This is a genomic window from Nitrospirota bacterium, from assembly GCA_016194305.1.
Lineage (GTDB): Bacteria > Nitrospirota > Nitrospiria > JACQBW01 > JACQBW01 > JACQBW01.
In genome coordinates this window covers 112,344-129,608 of the sequence record JACQBW010000003.1, presented here as the reverse complement: position 1 = coordinate 129,608, position 17,265 = coordinate 112,344, and the positions used below count along the sequence as shown (strand labels likewise).

Annotated in this window: 16 protein-coding genes; all 16 read left to right on the top strand. The window is 44.7% G+C overall.

Annotated features, from left to right (window positions below):
* Window positions 1-34 precede the first annotated feature (34 nt).
* The 16 genes from HY200_01210 to HY200_01135 all read left to right on the top strand — a co-directional run bounded on the left by HY200_01210 (window position 35) and on the right by HY200_01135 (window position 17,206).
* A complete protein-coding gene (locus tag HY200_01210) occupies window positions 35-1,399 on the top strand; it encodes a phosphomannomutase/phosphoglucomutase (protein MBI3593555.1) in 1,365 nt (454 codons plus the stop codon).
* Between the two features lie 24 nt (window positions 1,400-1,423).
* Window positions 1,424-2,260: a class I SAM-dependent methyltransferase gene (locus tag HY200_01205; GenBank protein MBI3593554.1), complete on the top strand. Its 837-nt coding sequence runs from the start codon at window positions 1,424-1,426 to the stop codon at window positions 2,258-2,260.
* A gap of 4 nt (window positions 2,261-2,264) precedes the next feature.
* A complete protein-coding gene (locus tag HY200_01200; GenBank protein ID MBI3593553.1) occupies window positions 2,265-2,885 on the top strand; it encodes a DUF4337 domain-containing protein in 621 nt (206 codons plus the stop codon).
* A gap of 37 nt (window positions 2,886-2,922) precedes the next feature.
* The gene (gene purH / locus HY200_01195; protein MBI3593552.1) at window positions 2,923-4,494 is read left to right on the top strand and encodes a bifunctional phosphoribosylaminoimidazolecarboxamide formyltransferase/IMP cyclohydrolase; all 1,572 of its coding nucleotides are present in this window, start codon (window positions 2,923-2,925) and stop codon (window positions 4,492-4,494) included.
* Window positions 4,495-4,672: 178 nt separating this feature from the next.
* Complete coding sequence (gene purD, locus HY200_01190) at window positions 4,673-5,947, top strand: phosphoribosylamine--glycine ligase (GenBank protein ID MBI3593551.1); 1,275 nt, start codon at window positions 4,673-4,675, stop codon at window positions 5,945-5,947.
* A gap of 144 nt (window positions 5,948-6,091) precedes the next feature.
* On the top strand, window positions 6,092-6,691 hold the full coding sequence (locus HY200_01185; protein MBI3593550.1) for a phosphatase PAP2 family protein: 600 nt from the start codon (window positions 6,092-6,094) through the stop codon (window positions 6,689-6,691).
* A 24-nt stretch (window positions 6,692-6,715) separates the two neighbouring features.
* A complete protein-coding gene (locus HY200_01180; GenBank protein ID MBI3593549.1) occupies window positions 6,716-8,200 on the top strand; it encodes a glycosyltransferase family 39 protein in 1,485 nt (494 codons plus the stop codon).
* A complete protein-coding gene (locus HY200_01175; protein MBI3593548.1) occupies window positions 8,197-9,318 on the top strand; it encodes a glycosyltransferase family 9 protein in 1,122 nt (373 codons plus the stop codon). Before HY200_01180 ends, HY200_01175 begins: the two co-directional genes overlap by 4 nt.
* 2 nt (window positions 9,319-9,320) lie before the next feature.
* Window positions 9,321-10,067: a polyprenol monophosphomannose synthase gene (locus HY200_01170; GenBank protein ID MBI3593547.1), complete on the top strand. Its 747-nt coding sequence runs from the start codon at window positions 9,321-9,323 to the stop codon at window positions 10,065-10,067.
* A complete protein-coding gene (locus HY200_01165; GenBank protein ID MBI3593546.1) occupies window positions 10,064-11,563 on the top strand; it encodes a glycosyltransferase family 39 protein in 1,500 nt (499 codons plus the stop codon). Before HY200_01170 ends, HY200_01165 begins: the two co-directional genes overlap by 4 nt.
* Entirely contained in the window at window positions 11,560-12,744 is a 1,185-nt protein-coding gene (locus tag HY200_01160; protein ID MBI3593545.1) for a PHP domain-containing protein, read from the top strand. Before HY200_01165 ends, HY200_01160 begins: the two co-directional genes overlap by 4 nt.
* A gap of 6 nt (window positions 12,745-12,750) precedes the next feature.
* Complete coding sequence (locus tag HY200_01155; GenBank protein MBI3593544.1) at window positions 12,751-13,464, top strand: hypothetical protein; 714 nt, start codon at window positions 12,751-12,753, stop codon at window positions 13,462-13,464.
* Window positions 13,465-13,480: 16 nt separating this feature from the next.
* Window positions 13,481-14,179 carry a hypothetical protein gene (locus HY200_01150; protein ID MBI3593543.1) on the top strand — a complete coding sequence of 233 codons (699 nt, stop codon included), beginning with the start codon at window positions 13,481-13,483 and terminating at the stop codon, window positions 14,177-14,179.
* Window positions 14,176-15,129: a squalene/phytoene synthase family protein gene (locus HY200_01145; GenBank protein MBI3593542.1), complete on the top strand. Its 954-nt coding sequence runs from the start codon at window positions 14,176-14,178 to the stop codon at window positions 15,127-15,129. Before HY200_01150 ends, HY200_01145 begins: the two co-directional genes overlap by 4 nt.
* 2 nt (window positions 15,130-15,131) lie before the next feature.
* Window positions 15,132-16,055, top strand: coding sequence for a ketopantoate reductase family protein (locus HY200_01140; protein ID MBI3593541.1), 924 nt, complete (start codon window positions 15,132-15,134; stop codon window positions 16,053-16,055).
* A gap of 152 nt (window positions 16,056-16,207) precedes the next feature.
* Window positions 16,208-17,206 carry an SUMF1/EgtB/PvdO family nonheme iron enzyme gene (locus HY200_01135; protein MBI3593540.1) on the top strand — a complete coding sequence of 333 codons (999 nt, stop codon included), beginning with the start codon at window positions 16,208-16,210 and terminating at the stop codon, window positions 17,204-17,206.
* Window positions 17,207-17,265 lie beyond the last annotated feature (59 nt).

The window sequence follows — 17,265 nt, the reverse complement described above, 5'->3', positions numbered from 1 at the left end:
AGGCGCAAGCCCCTATGAAGGACAAATAAAGATGATCAACCAGACCATATTCAGGGAATACGATATCCGAGGGGTATTTAATCAAGACGAACTTTCACTTGAAACGGCACTCCTGCTAGGAAAGGCCATCGGCACAAAGCTAAGAAGAAAAAATATTTTAAGGATGACCGTCGGCAGGGATGTCAGAAAAAGTTCCGACCAGTTATATGATGCTTTATTAAAAGGTCTTCTTTCCACCGGCGTGCATGTGGTTGATGTGGGAATCTGTCCAACCCCTCTCCTTTATTTTTCGCTTTATCATCTAGATATCCAGGGGGGAGTCATGATTACTGGAAGTCACAATCCCCCGGAATACAATGGATTCAAAATATGTGTCGGAAAAGAGACCATACACGGGGAAGAAATTCAATCTTTGTACCGGATGGCTTCGTCCCAGGATTTTATTACGGGACAGGGAACCCAATCTGCGGAAGAGATTATTTCTCCTTACATCTCCCATCTGATCTCGAGCTTTCCCGGCCTGAAGGGAGGGCATGGTCTTAAAGTGGTCATTGATTCGGGTAATGCGACGGCAGGTCTCGTGGCGCCAGAATTGTTTAAGAAGTTTGGCCTGAATCTGATTGAAATGTACAGTGAAATCGACGGCAATTTTCCGAATCACCATCCCGATCCGACGGTGGAAAAAAATCTTAGGGAGTTGATTCAGGTTGTAAAAAAGGAAAATGCTGATGTGGGAATTGCCTATGACGGCGATTCCGATCGTATCGGTGTGGTCGATGAAAAAGGGAATATTCTCTGGGGAGATAAACTTCTTATTCTTTACGCGAGAGACATTCTAAAGCACCAGCCCAAAGCGACGATTGTTTCAGAAGTGAAGTGCAGCCATCTCTTGTATGAAGATATACAGAGTCGGGGAGGTACGGGCGTCATGTGGAAAGCCGGCCACTCATTGATCAAAGCGAAGATGAAAGAGACCAAAGCCGCCCTGGGTGGTGAGATGAGCGGACATATCTTTTTTGCAGACCGTTACTACGGATTTGATGATGCCATTTATGCATCCTGTCGTCTGCTCGAAATCCTCATCACCGAAAAAAAGAAACTTTCCACACTTCTGTCCGATCTTCCGGAAACATTTTCTACGCCGGAAATCAGGGTAGATTGTCCTGACGCCACCAAGTTTGAGATTGTCAAAAGACTGAGAGAGCATCTCTCTTCAGTCCATAAGATTATCGATGTGGATGGCGTTCGAGTTTTGTTTGACGATGGTTGGGGATTGGTCCGGGCTTCAAATACTCAGCCGATTCTTGTCTTAAGATTTGAAGCCACTACGAGAAAAAGACTTACGGAAATCCAGCACGAAATTGAATCAGCATTAGAGGATGTCAGAAAAAGGTTCTAGAAGGATTCTGTTTCCAGGAAAGTGATGCAGACCATTACGGAGAGAAACGAGACCCCATTGGACGGAGCGGTAAAAAATGTCGTCAGTCACTATCAACGATTATCCGATCTTTATCAGCAGATCATTGTAAACCAGCCCTTTTTTATAAACTGCTATGCGCTGTATGACAAGCTTCTTGATAAGCTCCTGGGTGGTCATCAATACACTTCTCTCCTGGATGTCGGCTGTGGAAGCGGCGTTCAGACCGTCGTCATGGCGGGTCATGCCAGGCAGGTCACCGGAATAGATATCGCAGAAGAATTCGTTGAAGTGGCCAGAAAAAGATGTGCAAAGCTGACAAACGTCTCTTTTCAGATCGAGAATGCCTGTCAGCTTCCTTTTCCTGACAATATTTTTGACGGAATCGTATCCTATGGAGACGTGGTCAGCCATATTTTAGAGGGATACGATCAGGCATTATCCGAAATGGCCCGTGTGGTCAAACCCGGAGGCTGGATTACCTTTGAGGTCGACAATAAATGGAATGCCGGACTTCTTTTCGTGCCTAAGGAACTTAAAGAGGCATGGAAAACGAAAGGTATCGGGCATGCTACGCGAAACTGGCAAGGGATGTCTTTCAAAACTTTTACACCGTCTGAATTGGAGAACTTGCTTAACCGGAATCATTTGAAAGTTATCGAATGGCACGGACATAATATTTTGGCTTCACTCATTCCTGATAAATGGCTATTGGAAGAAAAAAGGACTTTTTTAGGAAGCGTGGCCATCTTTCTCGGAAGGATTGATTTGATGATCTCCGGCATTTTCCCGTTTAACCGATTCGGATTTAATCATATGCTGATCGTCAGGAAAAAAGGATAATTTCATGTCCGAATTTACCGAACAACAGATGGAGAAACTCGAAGAGACCATTCATGAACTTGAGGAAGAAAGAAAGGAACATCACCTAGAAGAAAAGAAAATCGCCTGGATCAAATATGTTGCCCTGACGACAGCTCTGATAGCCGTCCTGGCGGCCATTGCTACCATGGAATCAAATTTTCATACCAATGAAGCCCTTCTTTCCAAGAACTCGTCGATCCTTTCGCAGGCGAGGGCCTCTGATCAATGGGCCTATTATCAGGCAAAAGGAATTAAAGGCATTATCTATGATTCCCAAAAGGATCTGCTCCATGATCTGAAGAAGGACTCCTCACTCCTGGTGAACTATGGGGAGAAAGTGAAGAAATATAAGGATGAGCAGAGTGAAATTAAGTTGAAAGCCGAAGAACTTGAAAAACAAGCGGAAGAAAATAGCAGAAAATCTTCAGAAAATATGGAACACCATCACGGATTTGCACTTTCCGAAGTGATGTTTCAGGTCGCTATTGCCCTCTCATCCGTGGCGGCGATGACCAGACGAAAGGAACTCTGGCTTCTCGGAATCGGCCTGTCGACCGTAGGCTTATTCTATTTTCTGGATGGTTTTTATCTCTTTATTCATTAAGTCAGGTTCAGGATAATAAAGGACATCATGTGTTGATATGAAAAAGATAGAACGGGCTCTTATCAGTGTGTCAGATAAATCGGGATTGCTCGACTTTGCCAATCATCTTCACAAGAGCGGAGTTGAGATTCTTTCTACCGGGGGAACAGCAAAATTTCTTCGAGGAAATGCCATACCTGCGAAGGAGATCTCTGAGTTCACCGGCTTCCCCGAGATATTGGACGGACGTGTTAAAACACTTCATCCTAAAGTCCATGGAGGGCTTCTGGGGAGAAGAGATCTCGCGTCGCATCAGGAAGAAATGAAGAGAAATGGAATTTCTCCGATTGATCTGGTCGTGGTCAATCTTTATCCCTTTGAAATGACGGTTTCCAAACCGGATGTTTCGTTTGAGGAAGCGATTGAAAATATCGATATCGGTGGACCTGCCATGCTCCGGTCAGCGGCGAAAAATTATAAAGACGTCGCTGTCGTTGTGGATCCGGGTGACTATGCCAAGGTTGTCCAGGAAATGAACGAAAATCGGGGGAGTTTAAGAAGTGAAACACTGTTCGACCTGGCAAGAAAGGTTTTTTCACATACTTCTCGATATGATTCCATTATTGCAGCTTATCTCAATCAACAAAGGGGTTCCAAAGATCCTGATCATGAAAGGGATTTTCCCGACATATTGACTTTAACCTATGAAAAAGCTCAGATCCTTCGATATGGAGAAAATCCTCATCAAAGAGGGGCATTTTACAAAGATAATAGTTCTTTCGAAGTTTCGGTAGCGCGCGCATCCCTTCTCCATGGAAAGGAAATGTCATACAATAACTATTTGGACGCCAATTCGGCATTTGAATTGGTCAAAGAATATCGAGAGCCCTGCGCAGTCATTGTAAAACATAATAATCCATGCGGTGTGGCATTGGGATCTGATCCCTTGCAAGCCTATCAAAAAGCAAGGGAAACTGATCCTATCTCCGCATTTGGGGGAGTCATTGCCTTTAACCAATCCGTTGACCTTGCGACTGCGAAAGAAATTACCTCCACCTTTGTCGAAGTCGTCATAGCCCCTTCTTTTCTTGAAGATGCCCTTTTTGAATTGAAAAGAAAAAGGGATATCCGGATTCTTTCAACCGGGAACCTCATTCAATCTGCACGGGAAAAATTTGAATTTAAAAGGATTACCGGCGGGCTTTTACTGCAGGATCGGGATTTGGGATCGATTAAAGACATCAAGGATCTAAAAGTGGTAACCCAAAGAATACCGACCGCTGAGGAACTCGCCGCAATGGATTTTGCCTGGAAAGTCTGTAAACATGTCAAATCGAATGCGATTATTTTTGCTTCTGGGACTCAAACGATAGGAATAGGAGCGGGACAGATGAGCCGGATTGACTCCGTTCAACTTGCAACTTCAAAAGCCCAAAAACCTCTGTCAGGCGCTGTGATGGCATCCGATGCCTTTTTTCCGTTTCGAGATGGATTGGATGCTGCATTTAAAGCGGGGATTCGGGCGGTCATTCAACCGGGCGGATCAATCAAGGACAGCGAAGTCATACAGGCGGCCAATGAACATGGGATGTCGATGGTGTTTACCGGCATGCGACATTTCCGCCATTAAATTCAATGGCCACTGAGAAATAGCTCATCTGCGGCGTTCTTGTTTCTCAGACTCGTCAAGGTACCTGTATTGTACGGCTCCGTCGTCTTCGAAACTGCGGCCTTGTATATGAACGATTCTCGGCGAACAAAAAATGGATCGTTATTTATATGGAGATCAAGATAGTGATGGATCGTTAATGAAGATATTGGTCATAGGGAGTGGAGGACGGGAACACGCAATGGTCTGGAAGCTTTCCCAGTCTCCGGCGCGACCAAAAATCTATGCCATTCCGGGCAACCCGGGGATAGGAAAGTTAGCCGAGACGGTTCAATTAAAAGTGGATGATATCCAAGGCATTCTGGAGTTTGCCCTGAATGAAAAGATTGATTTGACCCTCGTTGGGCCGGAACTTCCTCTTTCGCTTGGAATTTGTGATCAATTCAGGAAAAATGGGCTCAAGATTGTGGGGCCAACTCAAAGAGCTTCCCGGATCGAGTCGAGCAAAGCCTATTCGAAAGAGATCATGTTCAAATATCAAATTCCGACAGCGACCGCAGAGATTTTTACCTCTGCGAAAAAAGCCAGGGAATTTATTTTAAAAACTCCAAAACCTCTGGTGATCAAAGCGGATGGTCTGGCAGCAGGAAAAGGGGTTGTCATTGCAGAGTCGGACGAGGTGGCCATTTCTACAATTGAATCATTTATGGAAAAAAGGAGCTTGGGCGATGCCGGAAGTTCCGTTTTAATTGAAGAATTTCTGGAAGGAGAAGAGATCTCTTTTCTGGTCATTACAGACGGAAAACATGTTCTTCCCCTGGCGGAAGCCCAGGATCATAAAAAGATATTTGATGGTGACATGGGACCCAATACAGGTGGTATGGGCGCTTATTCCCCTGTTCCCCTTGTGACTGAAACGCAAAAGGCGGAAATTCTGAATCAGATCATGATTCCCATAGTCCGCGCCATGGAATTGGAAGGGGCCCCGTTCACAGGATTCCTCTTCGGTGGTCTGATTCTAACGCGGGGAGGAATAAAAGTCCTCGAATTTAATGCGCGATTGGGTGATCCTGAAACTCAGGTCATTCTGACCCGTCTTCAGTCTGATTTTGTCGAACTACTTCAAAAGACCGCTGATGGTCAGTTGGATCGATTTCAGCTTAAGTGGCAAGACGAGGCCTCAGTCTGCGTCGTTATCGCCTCAGCAGGGTATCCCGTATCTTCCGGCGCCAAAGTTCCCATTACAGGTTTAGAGACCATTAACGCCAAGGAAGATCATGGTCTCGTCTTTCATGCCGGTACCGAATTCAAAAACCAATCCGTACTGGCTTCCGGCGGGAGAGTGCTTGGAGTTACTGCCTGCGGAAAATCGATTCAGGAAGCGAGAAAATTTGCGTACGAGGCGATTTCCAAAATTCATTTTGACGGTATGCAATATAGAAAAGATATTGGTCTAAAGGCCGTAAATCGGTAATCAGGATTTAACTTTACAGTTATTGCCGACCGGAATCATTCCGGGACTAACCCGGTTCTACATCTTTGTTCTCGTGGTTACGGCCTTTCAGATCAGCATTCTTTTTCGTTCTATTCGTTTTGCAAATTCAGGTTTGGGGAAATATTGGAGCAACTTCTAACGTGGGATCATCAACTCTTCATTTCTGTTAATAACGGCTGGCAGAATCCATTTCTGGATTTCATCATGCCCGCTTTTACCCGCCTGGGTGAAATCTGGCTGATGGTATTGATCGTCATTCCGCTTCTGTATTGGCACGATAAGAAACATTTTTATAAATACCTTCTCCTTTTCGCTGGAGGACTCATTTTAACGGGAATAGTGGGAAGATTTCTCAAGATTCTGATCGATCGACCCAGGCCTTTGAAGGAGATGGCTGCTTTGATCGAGTCGCATCAGATCTATGTACATGTTATTGGAAGATCGCTCAGGGAGAATTCCTTTCCATCCGGACACACCTATTCCGTTTTTTCAGGGGCCACCTTCCTTTCCATGTTATTTAAGCGCTGGTCTCCGCTCTTCTTCTCGTGTGCTTTGATAACGGGACTATCGCGAATCTATGTCGGCGCTCACTTTCCTCTCGATGTCATGGGTGGAATGATCCTGGGGGTCGGCGTTACATTCGTATTTTGTCTCCTGACTGACAGCTATTGTTTTCATCTTCTCATCAAACCTTCCGCTTCTATTTCAAATAAAGGGAATTAACGCCTGAATGAAAGTCGATCCCGCGTGATATTGAGAAGTTTTCGTGAATACACTTTTCTCGTGATTTCGATCAGCGCTCTGCTGCGACTTCTGATGATCGGACAGGTTGGACTCGGGGATGATGAAGCTCATTACTGGATGTGGAGTCAGCATCTCGACTGGAGCTATTTTGATCATCCTCCAATGGTGGCCTGGATCATTGCTTTATTTACCGAAATCGGCGGCCACCACGAATTTTTCGTTCGAATCGGTGCGGTTCTGTTATTTGCGCTGGCATCGTTCGGTGCATTTCATCTAGGGACCGCAATTCAGGATGAAAAAACAGGATTCATGACCGTTCTCTTTCTCAATATTTCTCCTGTCTTTTCGTTTTTAGGATCGGTATTAATGGTACCCGACAGTTCGCTTGGGGCTGCCTGGATCTTTTTTATTCTTTTTTTTTATCGGGCCATTCAGGAACCCGATCGCCTGCGGTATTGGCTATTGTCCGGCCTGACACTGGGAGTCGCCCTTCTGAGCAAATACAACGCAGTACTTCTCCCGCTCTCAGCATTTCTGTACCTTCTTGTTTCACCGAAAAAGAGAAATCTCTTATACAGGAAAGAGCCCTATATTGCTCTGGCATTGGGATTTCTTATCGTCATGCCAGTTATTGTCTGGAATGCCCGGCATGACTGGGCTTCATTCGGATTCCAGTTCAATCATGGACTCGGCGTGGACCCTTCCTTTTCTTTAACCCTCTTTTTTCAAATTTTGGGAGCTCAATTCGCCTATATTTCACCTATCCTGTTTGTCCTCTCCTTTATTGCCCTCTTTTTAAGCGGCATGCGTGGATTCGGAAACCGGGATGAAAAACATCTCTTTCTTTTCTTTTTCGGAGCACCCACTTTGTTCCTGTTTGACATGATAGGCAGTTTTCATCGCATTTTGCCTCATTGGCCGGCACTTGGTTTTGTGACTCCTTTCATTTCGCTTGCGATCTGGATGGACATACGTCCAAATTTGAAACCTTGGCGGACGCCGGCGATTGTTTTTGGCCTTGTTCTGACTCTCATTATTCCAATACAGGCTCTTACAGGTCTTATTCCCATCACCCATTTTATTCGTTCCAATGCGGATCCGACCAATGACCTTTACGGCTGGCCGGAGGCGGCGAGGGAAATAAATCGTCTTCAGGCAGAGATGACATCAGAGAGATCTTCGTTTATCTATTCCTATAAATTCCTGATTGCCGACCAGATAGGATTCTATACCGGGCAGGCATACGGTATTTATTGTTTCAATGAGGACAAAACACAATTTGATTTTTGGGACGATCCTGATAAACTGAAGGGACAAAATGGGCTTTTTGTCACTGACAATCGGTATGATATCGACCCTGTCGAGAAATTCGGGAAATTGTTTCAGAGAATTGAAAAAGAATCTCCGGTCCGGATATACCGTCGTGGAGAGCTCATCCGAACCTTTTATTTTTATAAGTCGTACGGTTTTAAAGGATTAAAATCATGATTTTGAATCTCGATTGCGTCTATTACAGGGGCGATAAACCTTGTGTCAAGAAACGGCTCTGCGAAGGCTGTACCGATTACCAGCCAATGGGCACCCGGATCTTGATTCTGAAACATGCCGCGATGGGAGATGTTTTGAGAACGACCCCGCTCCTTCATATTCTCAAAAGGGAATATCCCCATTCATTTATCACCTGGTTGACGGATCCACCTTCTGCGGATCTTCTAAAATATAATAAGCTGATTGATCGCCTTTATATCTATGATTCTCCCGACCTGGCCCGCCTTTCAATTGAATCGTTTGATCTCCTGCTTTCTTTAGATAAAGAACCCAGAACCGCAGCGTTAGCAATGAAGATAAATGCCCGAGAAAAAAGAGGGATCGGTCTTTCCCGTGAAGGAAATGTCTTCCCCTTAAATTCTGAAGCAGAGTACTATTTCACTCTGGGCCTTTCGGATGAACTCAAATTCTTCAAGAACAAGAGATCCTACCAGGATCTGGTCTGTGAAGCGGTCGGCTTTAAATATGGCCAGGAGCCCTATATTCTTGAAATACCTGAATCTGCAAGAGTCCGTGCCAAAGAGACCTATGAAATGCTCGGATTGCGCAAGGAGGTCTGTTTGATCGGATTGAATACCGGTGCAGGGGGAATCTTTGCGAATAAGAATTGGACACCCGACTATTATGTGGAACTGATTAATCGGTTGAGCCGGCAAGACCGCGTACAGTTTATCCTTTTTGGCGGAGAAAGAGAAAGGGAGTTAAACAAATTTATCCAGTCCAAATCCAATCAGAAGGTATATCATCCCGGAGATTTTCCTCTTCTAGAGTTTTGCGCTCTGATGGAACGCTGCCAAATGATTGTGACCGGAGATACGCTTGGTATGCATATCGCTATCGGACTAAAAGTAAAACTTCTGGTCTTGTTTGGACCCACCTGTTCGCAGGAAATCGATCTCTATGGCCTGGGCGAAAAAATTGTGACGACCATTGGTTGTGCACCCTGTTACAAGCAGATCTGTCCAGAGACAACGACTTGCATGGATTTGATCGCTTTGGAAAGCGTTATTCAATCGATGCGCAGGATCCTGGGTCCTTCTTTTGTCGAGTCTGTATAAGAATGAGTGGACCCGATATCATTCCGCTCATGGTCATGATACCGACTTATAACGAATCGAAAAATATTGTTCCATTAATTGCCCGAATCCATGAAGTATCTCCCGAATCCCACATCGTGGTTGTGGATGACGACTCGCCAGACGGAACCTGGAAACTGGTCGAGAACCTTAAGGCAAAAGATCCCAGAATTCATCTTCTGCATCGAATCGGCAGAAAGGGGCGAGGAAGCGCGGGAGCTGAAGGGTTTATTTATGCCATGCGCCAAAAAGCAGAGACGATACTTGAGATGGACTCTGACTTTTCGCATAACCCATCTTTTATTCCACAATTTCTAAAGGAGATTCAAGAGTTTGATCTGGTCATTGGTTCGAGGGGAGTCCAGGGTGGCGGAGAAACCGGAAGAGGATTGACACGGCCTCTCATTACCAAAGCCGCTAATTTTTATATTCGGCTTCTTTTAGGAATCCCGGTTAAGGATTGTACAGCTGGATACCGGTTATTTAGAAGAAAAGTATTGGAAGATATCGAAGTCGAGACTCTTGTTTCAAACGGCCCTTCAATTGTACAGGAGATTTTATACCGGGCCCACCTCAGAAACTTTTCCATAAAAGAGATCCCCATTCTCTTCGAGGAAAGAGTCGCGGGTCAGTCCACTTTTAACTTTAAGATCATCTTAAGCTCCTTTTTGATGATTCTGAAATTTAGGTACCTTTATCGGAACTATCCCCCGCCTCTTTACGACCGATGATTGCATCTGCGTTTCTATTCCTATTTGTACTGTTAACTTCTTTCAGATTCTATTTTGCCGCTCATTTTAACCTGACACCCGATGAGTCGTACTACTGGTACTGGTCTGAACATTTGCAACTCAGTTATTACGATCATCCTCCGATGGTGGCCTGGCTCATGAGGCTTTCGACTTCTCTTTTTGGACAAGGCGAGTGGGCCGTTCGTCTTCCTGCACTCCTGATGGGTATCGGAGATACATGGATGATCTATGACCTTGCCAAAAGAACATTCAAGAGCCCTGGCGCAGGTCTGGTCAGTGCAATGATCCTGAACTCAATCATGATTTTTTCAGTAGGAATGGTGATTTTTACGCCGGACACGCCGCAGCTCTTTTTCTGGATTGCGGCCACCGCCTTTGCCTATCGGGCAACCGTCGAGAACAGGAGTCAGTATTGGTTTTTAACCGGAATTGCCTTTGGACTGGGGCTTCTAAGTAAATACACCATGATCCTGTTTTTGCCGGCGCTTCTCCTGTTTCTTTTATTTAATGCGCCATTTAGAAGTCATCTGGCTTCCTGGAAGTCCTGGCTGTCTCTTCTGATCGCATTTCTCATTTTCTCTCCCGTCATGATCTGGAACTATCAAAATCAGTGGATATCCTTTCTTTTCCAATTTCATCATGGCACATTATCAAGAGAGTCCACGGGATTAAGATATCTTTTTGAGTTTCTGGGGAGTCAGGCTGGAATTTTTTCCCCACTTCTCTTTATGGCATTCTTCTGGGCATGGGTAAAAGCCTATCGGATCGGAAGAGTCCCGCACCTTTGGCAATTTTCCTTTCTATTTTGGATGGTTTTCCCTCTATTTGTATTTTTCATTTATAAAAGCCTTCATTCCAAAATTGAAGCGAACTGGCCCGTCTTCTGCCAGACAGGATCCATTGTTCTCCTGGGAGGTTTTTTTTACCAGAAATTAAGAGACCGAAAGGATTCGTTTTTGATGAAGTCTTTCATTTATATTTCTGTCGGACTCGCTTTTCTCATGATGCTCACTGTTCACTTGCAGGCGATGACAAAATTTATTCCGCTGAAAGTCGAACGGGACAGGACAAATGATTTGATCGGCTGGAGCGAAATGAAAGCGATTTATTCCAAATTTCCTGAATTCGCAGAGGACCCGGTGATCACGACAAATCACACCATGGTCGGAGAAGTCTCCTATTACCTGAAGAATAAAAGAGTCTTTCAATGGGGTTCTCCTTTCCGCATTACGGATTTATCCCGAATCGAGCCGATTGAGTTAAATCAAATTAATGAGTTTCTCCTCGTGACTTTTGATCGTGATCAGTTTCCCCTGGAGACACTGTCGCTATTTGAAAGAATAGCTCCCGTTATGGAGATTCCCGTCTTTGTTAAGCGGGGGAATTCCTCCATCCTGATCAGGACGTATCATTTTTTTAGAGGTGAACATTTCAAAGGATTTGTTTCGCCCATATCTCTGGAACGGATACCATGAACCTTAAACGAAAAATAGTGGCCGGTCTTATCGTTCTCTCCGTCCTCTTTGTAACAAGAGTACATTTTCTTGTGCCGGATCTTTCCCTTTCCAAACCTCAAAAAGTCCAGAAAGGGTATTATGATTATCAGGGGGTCATTCACTTTCACACATCCTATTCCGGTGATGCGACGGGCACATTTGAAGAAATAGCAAAAGTAGCCAATCGCCAAAATGTCGATTTCATGATATCCACCGATCATGATACGCTGCAGCCGCTTGATGACCAAAAGGAAGGCTGGTATCAAAACACATTGTTTCTAACGGGCGAAGAGCTCAATGTAAAAGAAGGTTATCTTCTGGCACTTGACATTCAGCGTCATATTAACGTTTCCGGACAGGAGATTGAGAAAGTCTTTGAAAACGGAGCCGCCCAGGGAGGTATTTTCTTTCTGGCACACCCGAACCATCCGCAATGGCAATGGAAGTCTGATCGGGAGGAAGGTTGTTCGGGTCAGGAAGTGCTAGATTTTGCGGATCAATGGTATACCGTTGAACCTATGGCACGATTGACAGGACTTATCTATTATCCAATCAATCCCGGTGCCGGACTCTTGCAACTTTATCACGATCCGGTCGAGACATTAAAAGGTTGGGATTCAAGAATTTCGAAAAAGAATTTTGTTGGGATATTTGCACCCGATTTTCATCAATCAGTGAAAATTTTAAAAGGATTTAAAATTCCCTTTCCAGCAGTCGATAAAATCCTTCCGCTCGCTCACGATCATATCCTCCTCCATTCTCCATGGACCGGGAATCTGAAACAAGACAAGCGAGATCTTTATGCCGCAATTCGACATGGACATTTATTCTTTTCAATGGATATTCTCGGGAATGCCACGGGCTTTCTATTTTCTGCCAGGCAGGAAGATCAGGTGGTCTGGATGGGAGATCAACTTCCAGCAGGAGTGAAGACCTTTTTTTCAGTTGAGCTTCCTGAAAGCGCCGCAAGCAGAAAAACAAGGATTCGCGTCATCCACGATGGAAAACCTATTTTCGTAACCGAGGACAAAGCGTTTCACTTTCAATCCGCTAGCACGGGTGCTTATCGAATCGAAGTGGAAACCCTCATGCCGACCTTCTGGGGGAACGAGAAAAGCGTAGTATGGATTTACTCGAACCCGATCTATTTGAGACAATAGCGCAATATGATTTTGGAACAACTCGATTTATTTCATTCGGCAGACCTCAAGCTTTCGGCGATAGAGAGGGATTTTTCACTTAAAGTCGAAAAGAAAGTCAAAATCATTTTGACCCGGAACAGGTCGCACCTGATCAGCGTGCGAAAAAATGGCCAGCATTCGGTTCATTTAAGAGTTCAGGAAATCTTTCTGAATGCGCCTCAGGACATATGGGATGCCATCGGCACTTTCATGGTTTCTCCAACGACTGAATCCCGGAGGGCTATTCGAACGTTTATTTCAGGATATCGGGCTGCTCCTGATCTGAATGAGACTTACCGTCGACCGAAATTGAACGGGGCGGGGGAACATTATGATTTGAACCTGTTGTTTAATGAAATCAACAGGGAGTATTTTAATAGTGAAGTCAGGTGCCAAATTACCTGGGGAAAATCATACAAAAAGAGAAGAAAAAGAAGCATCAGCTTCGGAAATTTTGAGAGTTTTTCAAATCTGATTAAGATTAATCCAGCGCTCGATCAGGTAAAAGTCCCGGGCTTTTTTATCCGGTATATCGTTTATCATGAAATGCTTCATGCAAAAATTGAAAATACGACACCGGCCCCCTCAGGTCGAAAGCTTCATCATTCGGGTGCCTTCTGTGAGCTCGAAAAGGGTTTTAAGGAATATCATCAAGCTATTGATTGGGAAAAGAGAAATATTCATTTATTTATTAAATAATCCGCCGGAATAAACGATGGAAACCGCTTTTTTCCTGATTGATCCCTCCGATGAATCCATCCCCAGAGATTCGGAAAGATTCAAACGGCTCGTTCAGATTATCCTCAATACCGAGATTAGGGAATTTTACCTGGTCTCCAGAAGGCCGGCTCAGGAGGAAGTTTCTTTTTTAGAAGCCATTCCGGAAAAACGCTTTGAAAAAAAGGGACTGATTAACAGACTTTTGCCTGAGAGACTTCAAAAACAGCACCTCCAGACGGACCAATTTGAGATGTCAGCTCTCATGGAGAGGCTGGGGCATGTGACCCATCGGGAGCTTTTCTTCTATTTTGAGGATGACCGAAATGATCTGGCGTATGATGGACAAGACTGGATTTGGAAATTGATGAATATGGCCAAACAACGAGGCGGGTCAAGTGTGGGGATGAGAAAAATTGCATTTTCGGACATACCCGGCTCTGATCTGCTCAAGGGGAATCTTGTTTCAGAAGGAGAATACCAGATTCGTGCTGTTTTTCGAGGAGAAAGAGCGCTTCAATCCTCGAGCAATTTAGCCCTGACAAAGCGATTTCTGATGAAACCCGACTTTATCAGGTTTCTTTCCCAAAACAGACCAAAATATGGTGAAACTGCTTTTATCGAATCTCTCAATTTATGGGCCCGCTCCGAATCGCTTTACGGATCGCTTTCCTTCCAGCCCTTAAAAATAAAATGAATTATTCCGAACCCTTCTCCAAGATTGCCCAGACGTTGAAGTTTTTCGCCCGCTCATTCTATCTCAGTCTCATCCTGTTTCCCAATCCTGTAAAAAAGCAGATTTCCATTGCTTATTTGTTTTGCAAAATAGCGGACACCATCGTCGATCAGAAGCAAACGGAAAAATGGGATCGCGAAAAGCTTCTCAAGGAATTTGAAGGCCTCGTGCATGGCAGCGTTTCGATCGCTGAATTTATGAAAAAGGTAGAGGTTCTGCCTGTTCCGGATTATTTCTACGCCCTCATTTCGGCATTGCCCCCTGCGATCCTTCTCTTTCACAACTTTACATTAGAGGACCAGAATCTGATTCTGGAATTATTTGAACAGGTCATGAACGGGATGAAACGGGATTTGAAAGGAGGCGCTCTGGAAAACGAAGAAGAATTGGATCGATATTGTTATCATGTGGCAGGATCGGCGGGTAAATTTCTGACCGAGCTCTCTTATCGATACCGATATATTTTGCAAGATCACGACGAAATGATCTTTTTGGGAGAGCAATTGGGCAAAGGATTACAATTGACCAATATCATCAGAGACCAGAATGAGGACCGGACCATGAATAGAATTTATCTCCCTTCAGGCGCACGTTTTGCGTCCGATTTATTTATTTTTCGAAAGACGCTTTCTTATTTTAATGACGGATTGAAATTCGTGACCAGACTGCCCAGAAGCTCCTGGAGAATTCGACTGGCATCTCTCTGGCCGCTCCTTTTTGCTTTGAAAACTCTATCGAAATGCAGAAAATTGTCTTCCATACCTTCAGGAAACTCAAAAATAAAAATAGGCCGTCTCGAACTGTACCGGACCATGCTGATCTCATCCATACTCATATTTTCCAATTACGGAATTGCCGAATATTTCAATTTCATGAAAGTCAGGTGCTCCGCGTTAGAGAAAGGGGCCTAAATATGAAAATCCTGGTCGCGGGAGCCGGAGCGGTTGGAGGCTATTTCGGTGCGCTCCTTTGTCAGAGCGGCGCTGACATCACTTTTTTGGTTCGAAAAACGACCGGCGACATCATTCGAGAAAAGGGCTTATCCATCGAAAGCGTCACAGGAAATATATTGGTTCATCCCAATTGGGTCATCGCCGAACAGTTAAAGGGTACCTATGACCTGATTATACTGACCGTAAAGTGCTACGACCTTGAAGAACTGTTTGCCCAGATTCGACCTGCGATGGCTTCCCATACGCTTATGATGACCCTGCAAAATGGCATTGATACCGAAGAAAGGGCGGTCTCTCTTTTCGGAAGGGAAAGGGTCATAGGAGGCGTCGCTTTTATAACAGCCAAACTCATTGAAAAAGGAAGAATCGGTCATTATAAACGGGGAATCATTACGATCGGTGAACTCAACGGTGAAAAGAGCGAACGATTAATCAATATTCATCAGATTCTGACCGATGCCAAAATTTCGGCGTTTATGACCAGCGAAATTATGAAAAAGAAATGGGAGAAGCTCTGCTGGAATGCGACATTTAATCCGCTTTCTGTCATATTAAACGCGCCCGTGTCAGAGATTCTTGAATCTTCCGGCGCGCTTTCCGTTATTCGACAGGTCATTCAAGAAATTATTGCGGTGGCCCGGGAAAATGGCGTTGCCTTGAGAGAAACGATCGCCGAAGAGACGATTCAAAATAGTTTTGAGTTAAAAGAGTATTTTACTTCGATGTATGAAGATTGGAAGAGTGGAAAACCGACCGAAAATCGATATTTGAATGGCATGCTCTGTCAAAAGGGAGCCTCCGCCCAAATCGCCACCCCGATGAACTATATTTTATTTCAGGCCGTCGAAGCGTTATCTAAAACTCGACAAATCATCTCGTTCTGAAATAATCTCACTTATATTTTCTATGCTTAAGCTCTCGATCAGGTATAGCGAGCCAGGGTCGTTCCGCTGTTTATCCATTAATCAAATCTCCGAGACGTCAGTTCTTATAGAGAAAATGACTTGAATTTGATGTTTATGTTAAAATAGCGCTTATGTTTCAGCCATTGACCAGGACGGGTGTTATCATTCAGATTTTGATCCTTACAAGTCTCCTATTTGGATTCGCATATCAGGTCAATTCCGCGGACAGGAATACCTATTACGCGAAGGACACGAAGGCAGAATGCTATGGGTGTCACGAAAACGCCCATCCCGCAACGCTTGGCAATATACACAAACAATCCGGAGAGTGCCTGCTCTGCCACAATGAAGGGGAGATTCCCGAAGAAATTGTCCTCAAAGCGATAAAAATTTCCCGTTCATTGTCAGGACATCATCGAAAGGATGCTTCTCAGTCGGCAATGGTTTTGATTCCGGCAGGGGAATTTATTATGGGAGAGAATTATGTCAAAAAAGCGGTCGGTCCAAAACATAAAGATTATCTTGAAGAATATTGGATAGACCGAAATGACGTCACCAACGGAGAGTATAACCTCTTTGTGAAACAGACCGCGCGAAAACCTCCGAAACATTGGATTGACAAAAGGGTGCTCCTTGTAAAAAAAGATCACCCTGTTACTTTTGTGAGCTGGTTTGACGCGGAAGATTACTGCCACTGGAAAGGGAAGAGGCTTCCGACAGAAAAGGAATGGGAAAAAGCCGCCCGGGGAAGTGACGGAAGAATCTTCCCCTGGGGCAATGAGTTTGTCAAGGAAAACGCCAATGTGTATATGTTGGGAATCGGTGATACCACTCCTGTGGGGAATTTTGAGGCGGGAAAGAGCCCCTACGGCGTTTATGACATGGCGGGAAATGTCTTTCAATGGACCTCTGACTGGTTTAAGCCTTACCCCAATAACCCCCATACCGATAACCCGAACTATGGGGAATCACACAAAGTGCTCAGGGGAGGGTCGTTCTATGACTGCAGTTACTACAAGTGTGGTCCCAGTTTCCAGGCATTTAACCGGATTGCCCTCTCGCCCAATACGGTATCGGTCAGTATCGGATTCCGTTGTGCCAGGTCTTACACAGATATCCGCGGGCTTTAATTCCATGCCCCTATGACGCCGCGCATCACTAAAATAAATCATTATTTTTTGAGGTAGAT

What these genes read in the sequence shown, in the direction of transcription:
- HY200_01205 (MBI3593554.1), top strand. Translation starts at nt 1,424, where the DNA reads ATGCAGACCATTACGGAGAGAAACGAGACCCCATTGGACGGAGCGGTA.
- HY200_01200 (MBI3593553.1), top strand. Translation starts at nt 2,265, where the DNA reads ATGTCCGAATTTACCGAACAACAGATGGAGAAACTCGAAGAGACCATT.
- purH (MBI3593552.1), top strand. Translation starts at nt 2,923, where the DNA reads ATGAAAAAGATAGAACGGGCTCTTATCAGTGTGTCAGATAAATCGGGA.
- purD (MBI3593551.1), top strand. Translation starts at nt 4,673, where the DNA reads ATGAAGATATTGGTCATAGGGAGTGGAGGACGGGAACACGCAATGGTC.
- HY200_01175 (MBI3593548.1), top strand. Translation starts at nt 8,197, where the DNA reads ATGATTTTGAATCTCGATTGCGTCTATTACAGGGGCGATAAACCTTGT.
- HY200_01170 (MBI3593547.1), top strand. Translation starts at nt 9,321, where the DNA reads ATGAGTGGACCCGATATCATTCCGCTCATGGTCATGATACCGACTTAT.
- HY200_01165 (MBI3593546.1), top strand. Translation starts at nt 10,064, where the DNA reads ATGATTGCATCTGCGTTTCTATTCCTATTTGTACTGTTAACTTCTTTC.
- HY200_01160 (MBI3593545.1), top strand. Translation starts at nt 11,560, where the DNA reads ATGAACCTTAAACGAAAAATAGTGGCCGGTCTTATCGTTCTCTCCGTC.
- HY200_01155 (MBI3593544.1), top strand. Translation starts at nt 12,751, where the DNA reads ATGATTTTGGAACAACTCGATTTATTTCATTCGGCAGACCTCAAGCTT.
- HY200_01150 (MBI3593543.1), top strand. Translation starts at nt 13,481, where the DNA reads ATGGAAACCGCTTTTTTCCTGATTGATCCCTCCGATGAATCCATCCCC.
- HY200_01145 (MBI3593542.1), top strand. Translation starts at nt 14,176, where the DNA reads ATGAATTATTCCGAACCCTTCTCCAAGATTGCCCAGACGTTGAAGTTT.
- HY200_01140 (MBI3593541.1), top strand. Translation starts at nt 15,132, where the DNA reads ATGAAAATCCTGGTCGCGGGAGCCGGAGCGGTTGGAGGCTATTTCGGT.
- HY200_01135 (MBI3593540.1), top strand. Translation starts at nt 16,208, where the DNA reads ATGTTTCAGCCATTGACCAGGACGGGTGTTATCATTCAGATTTTGATC.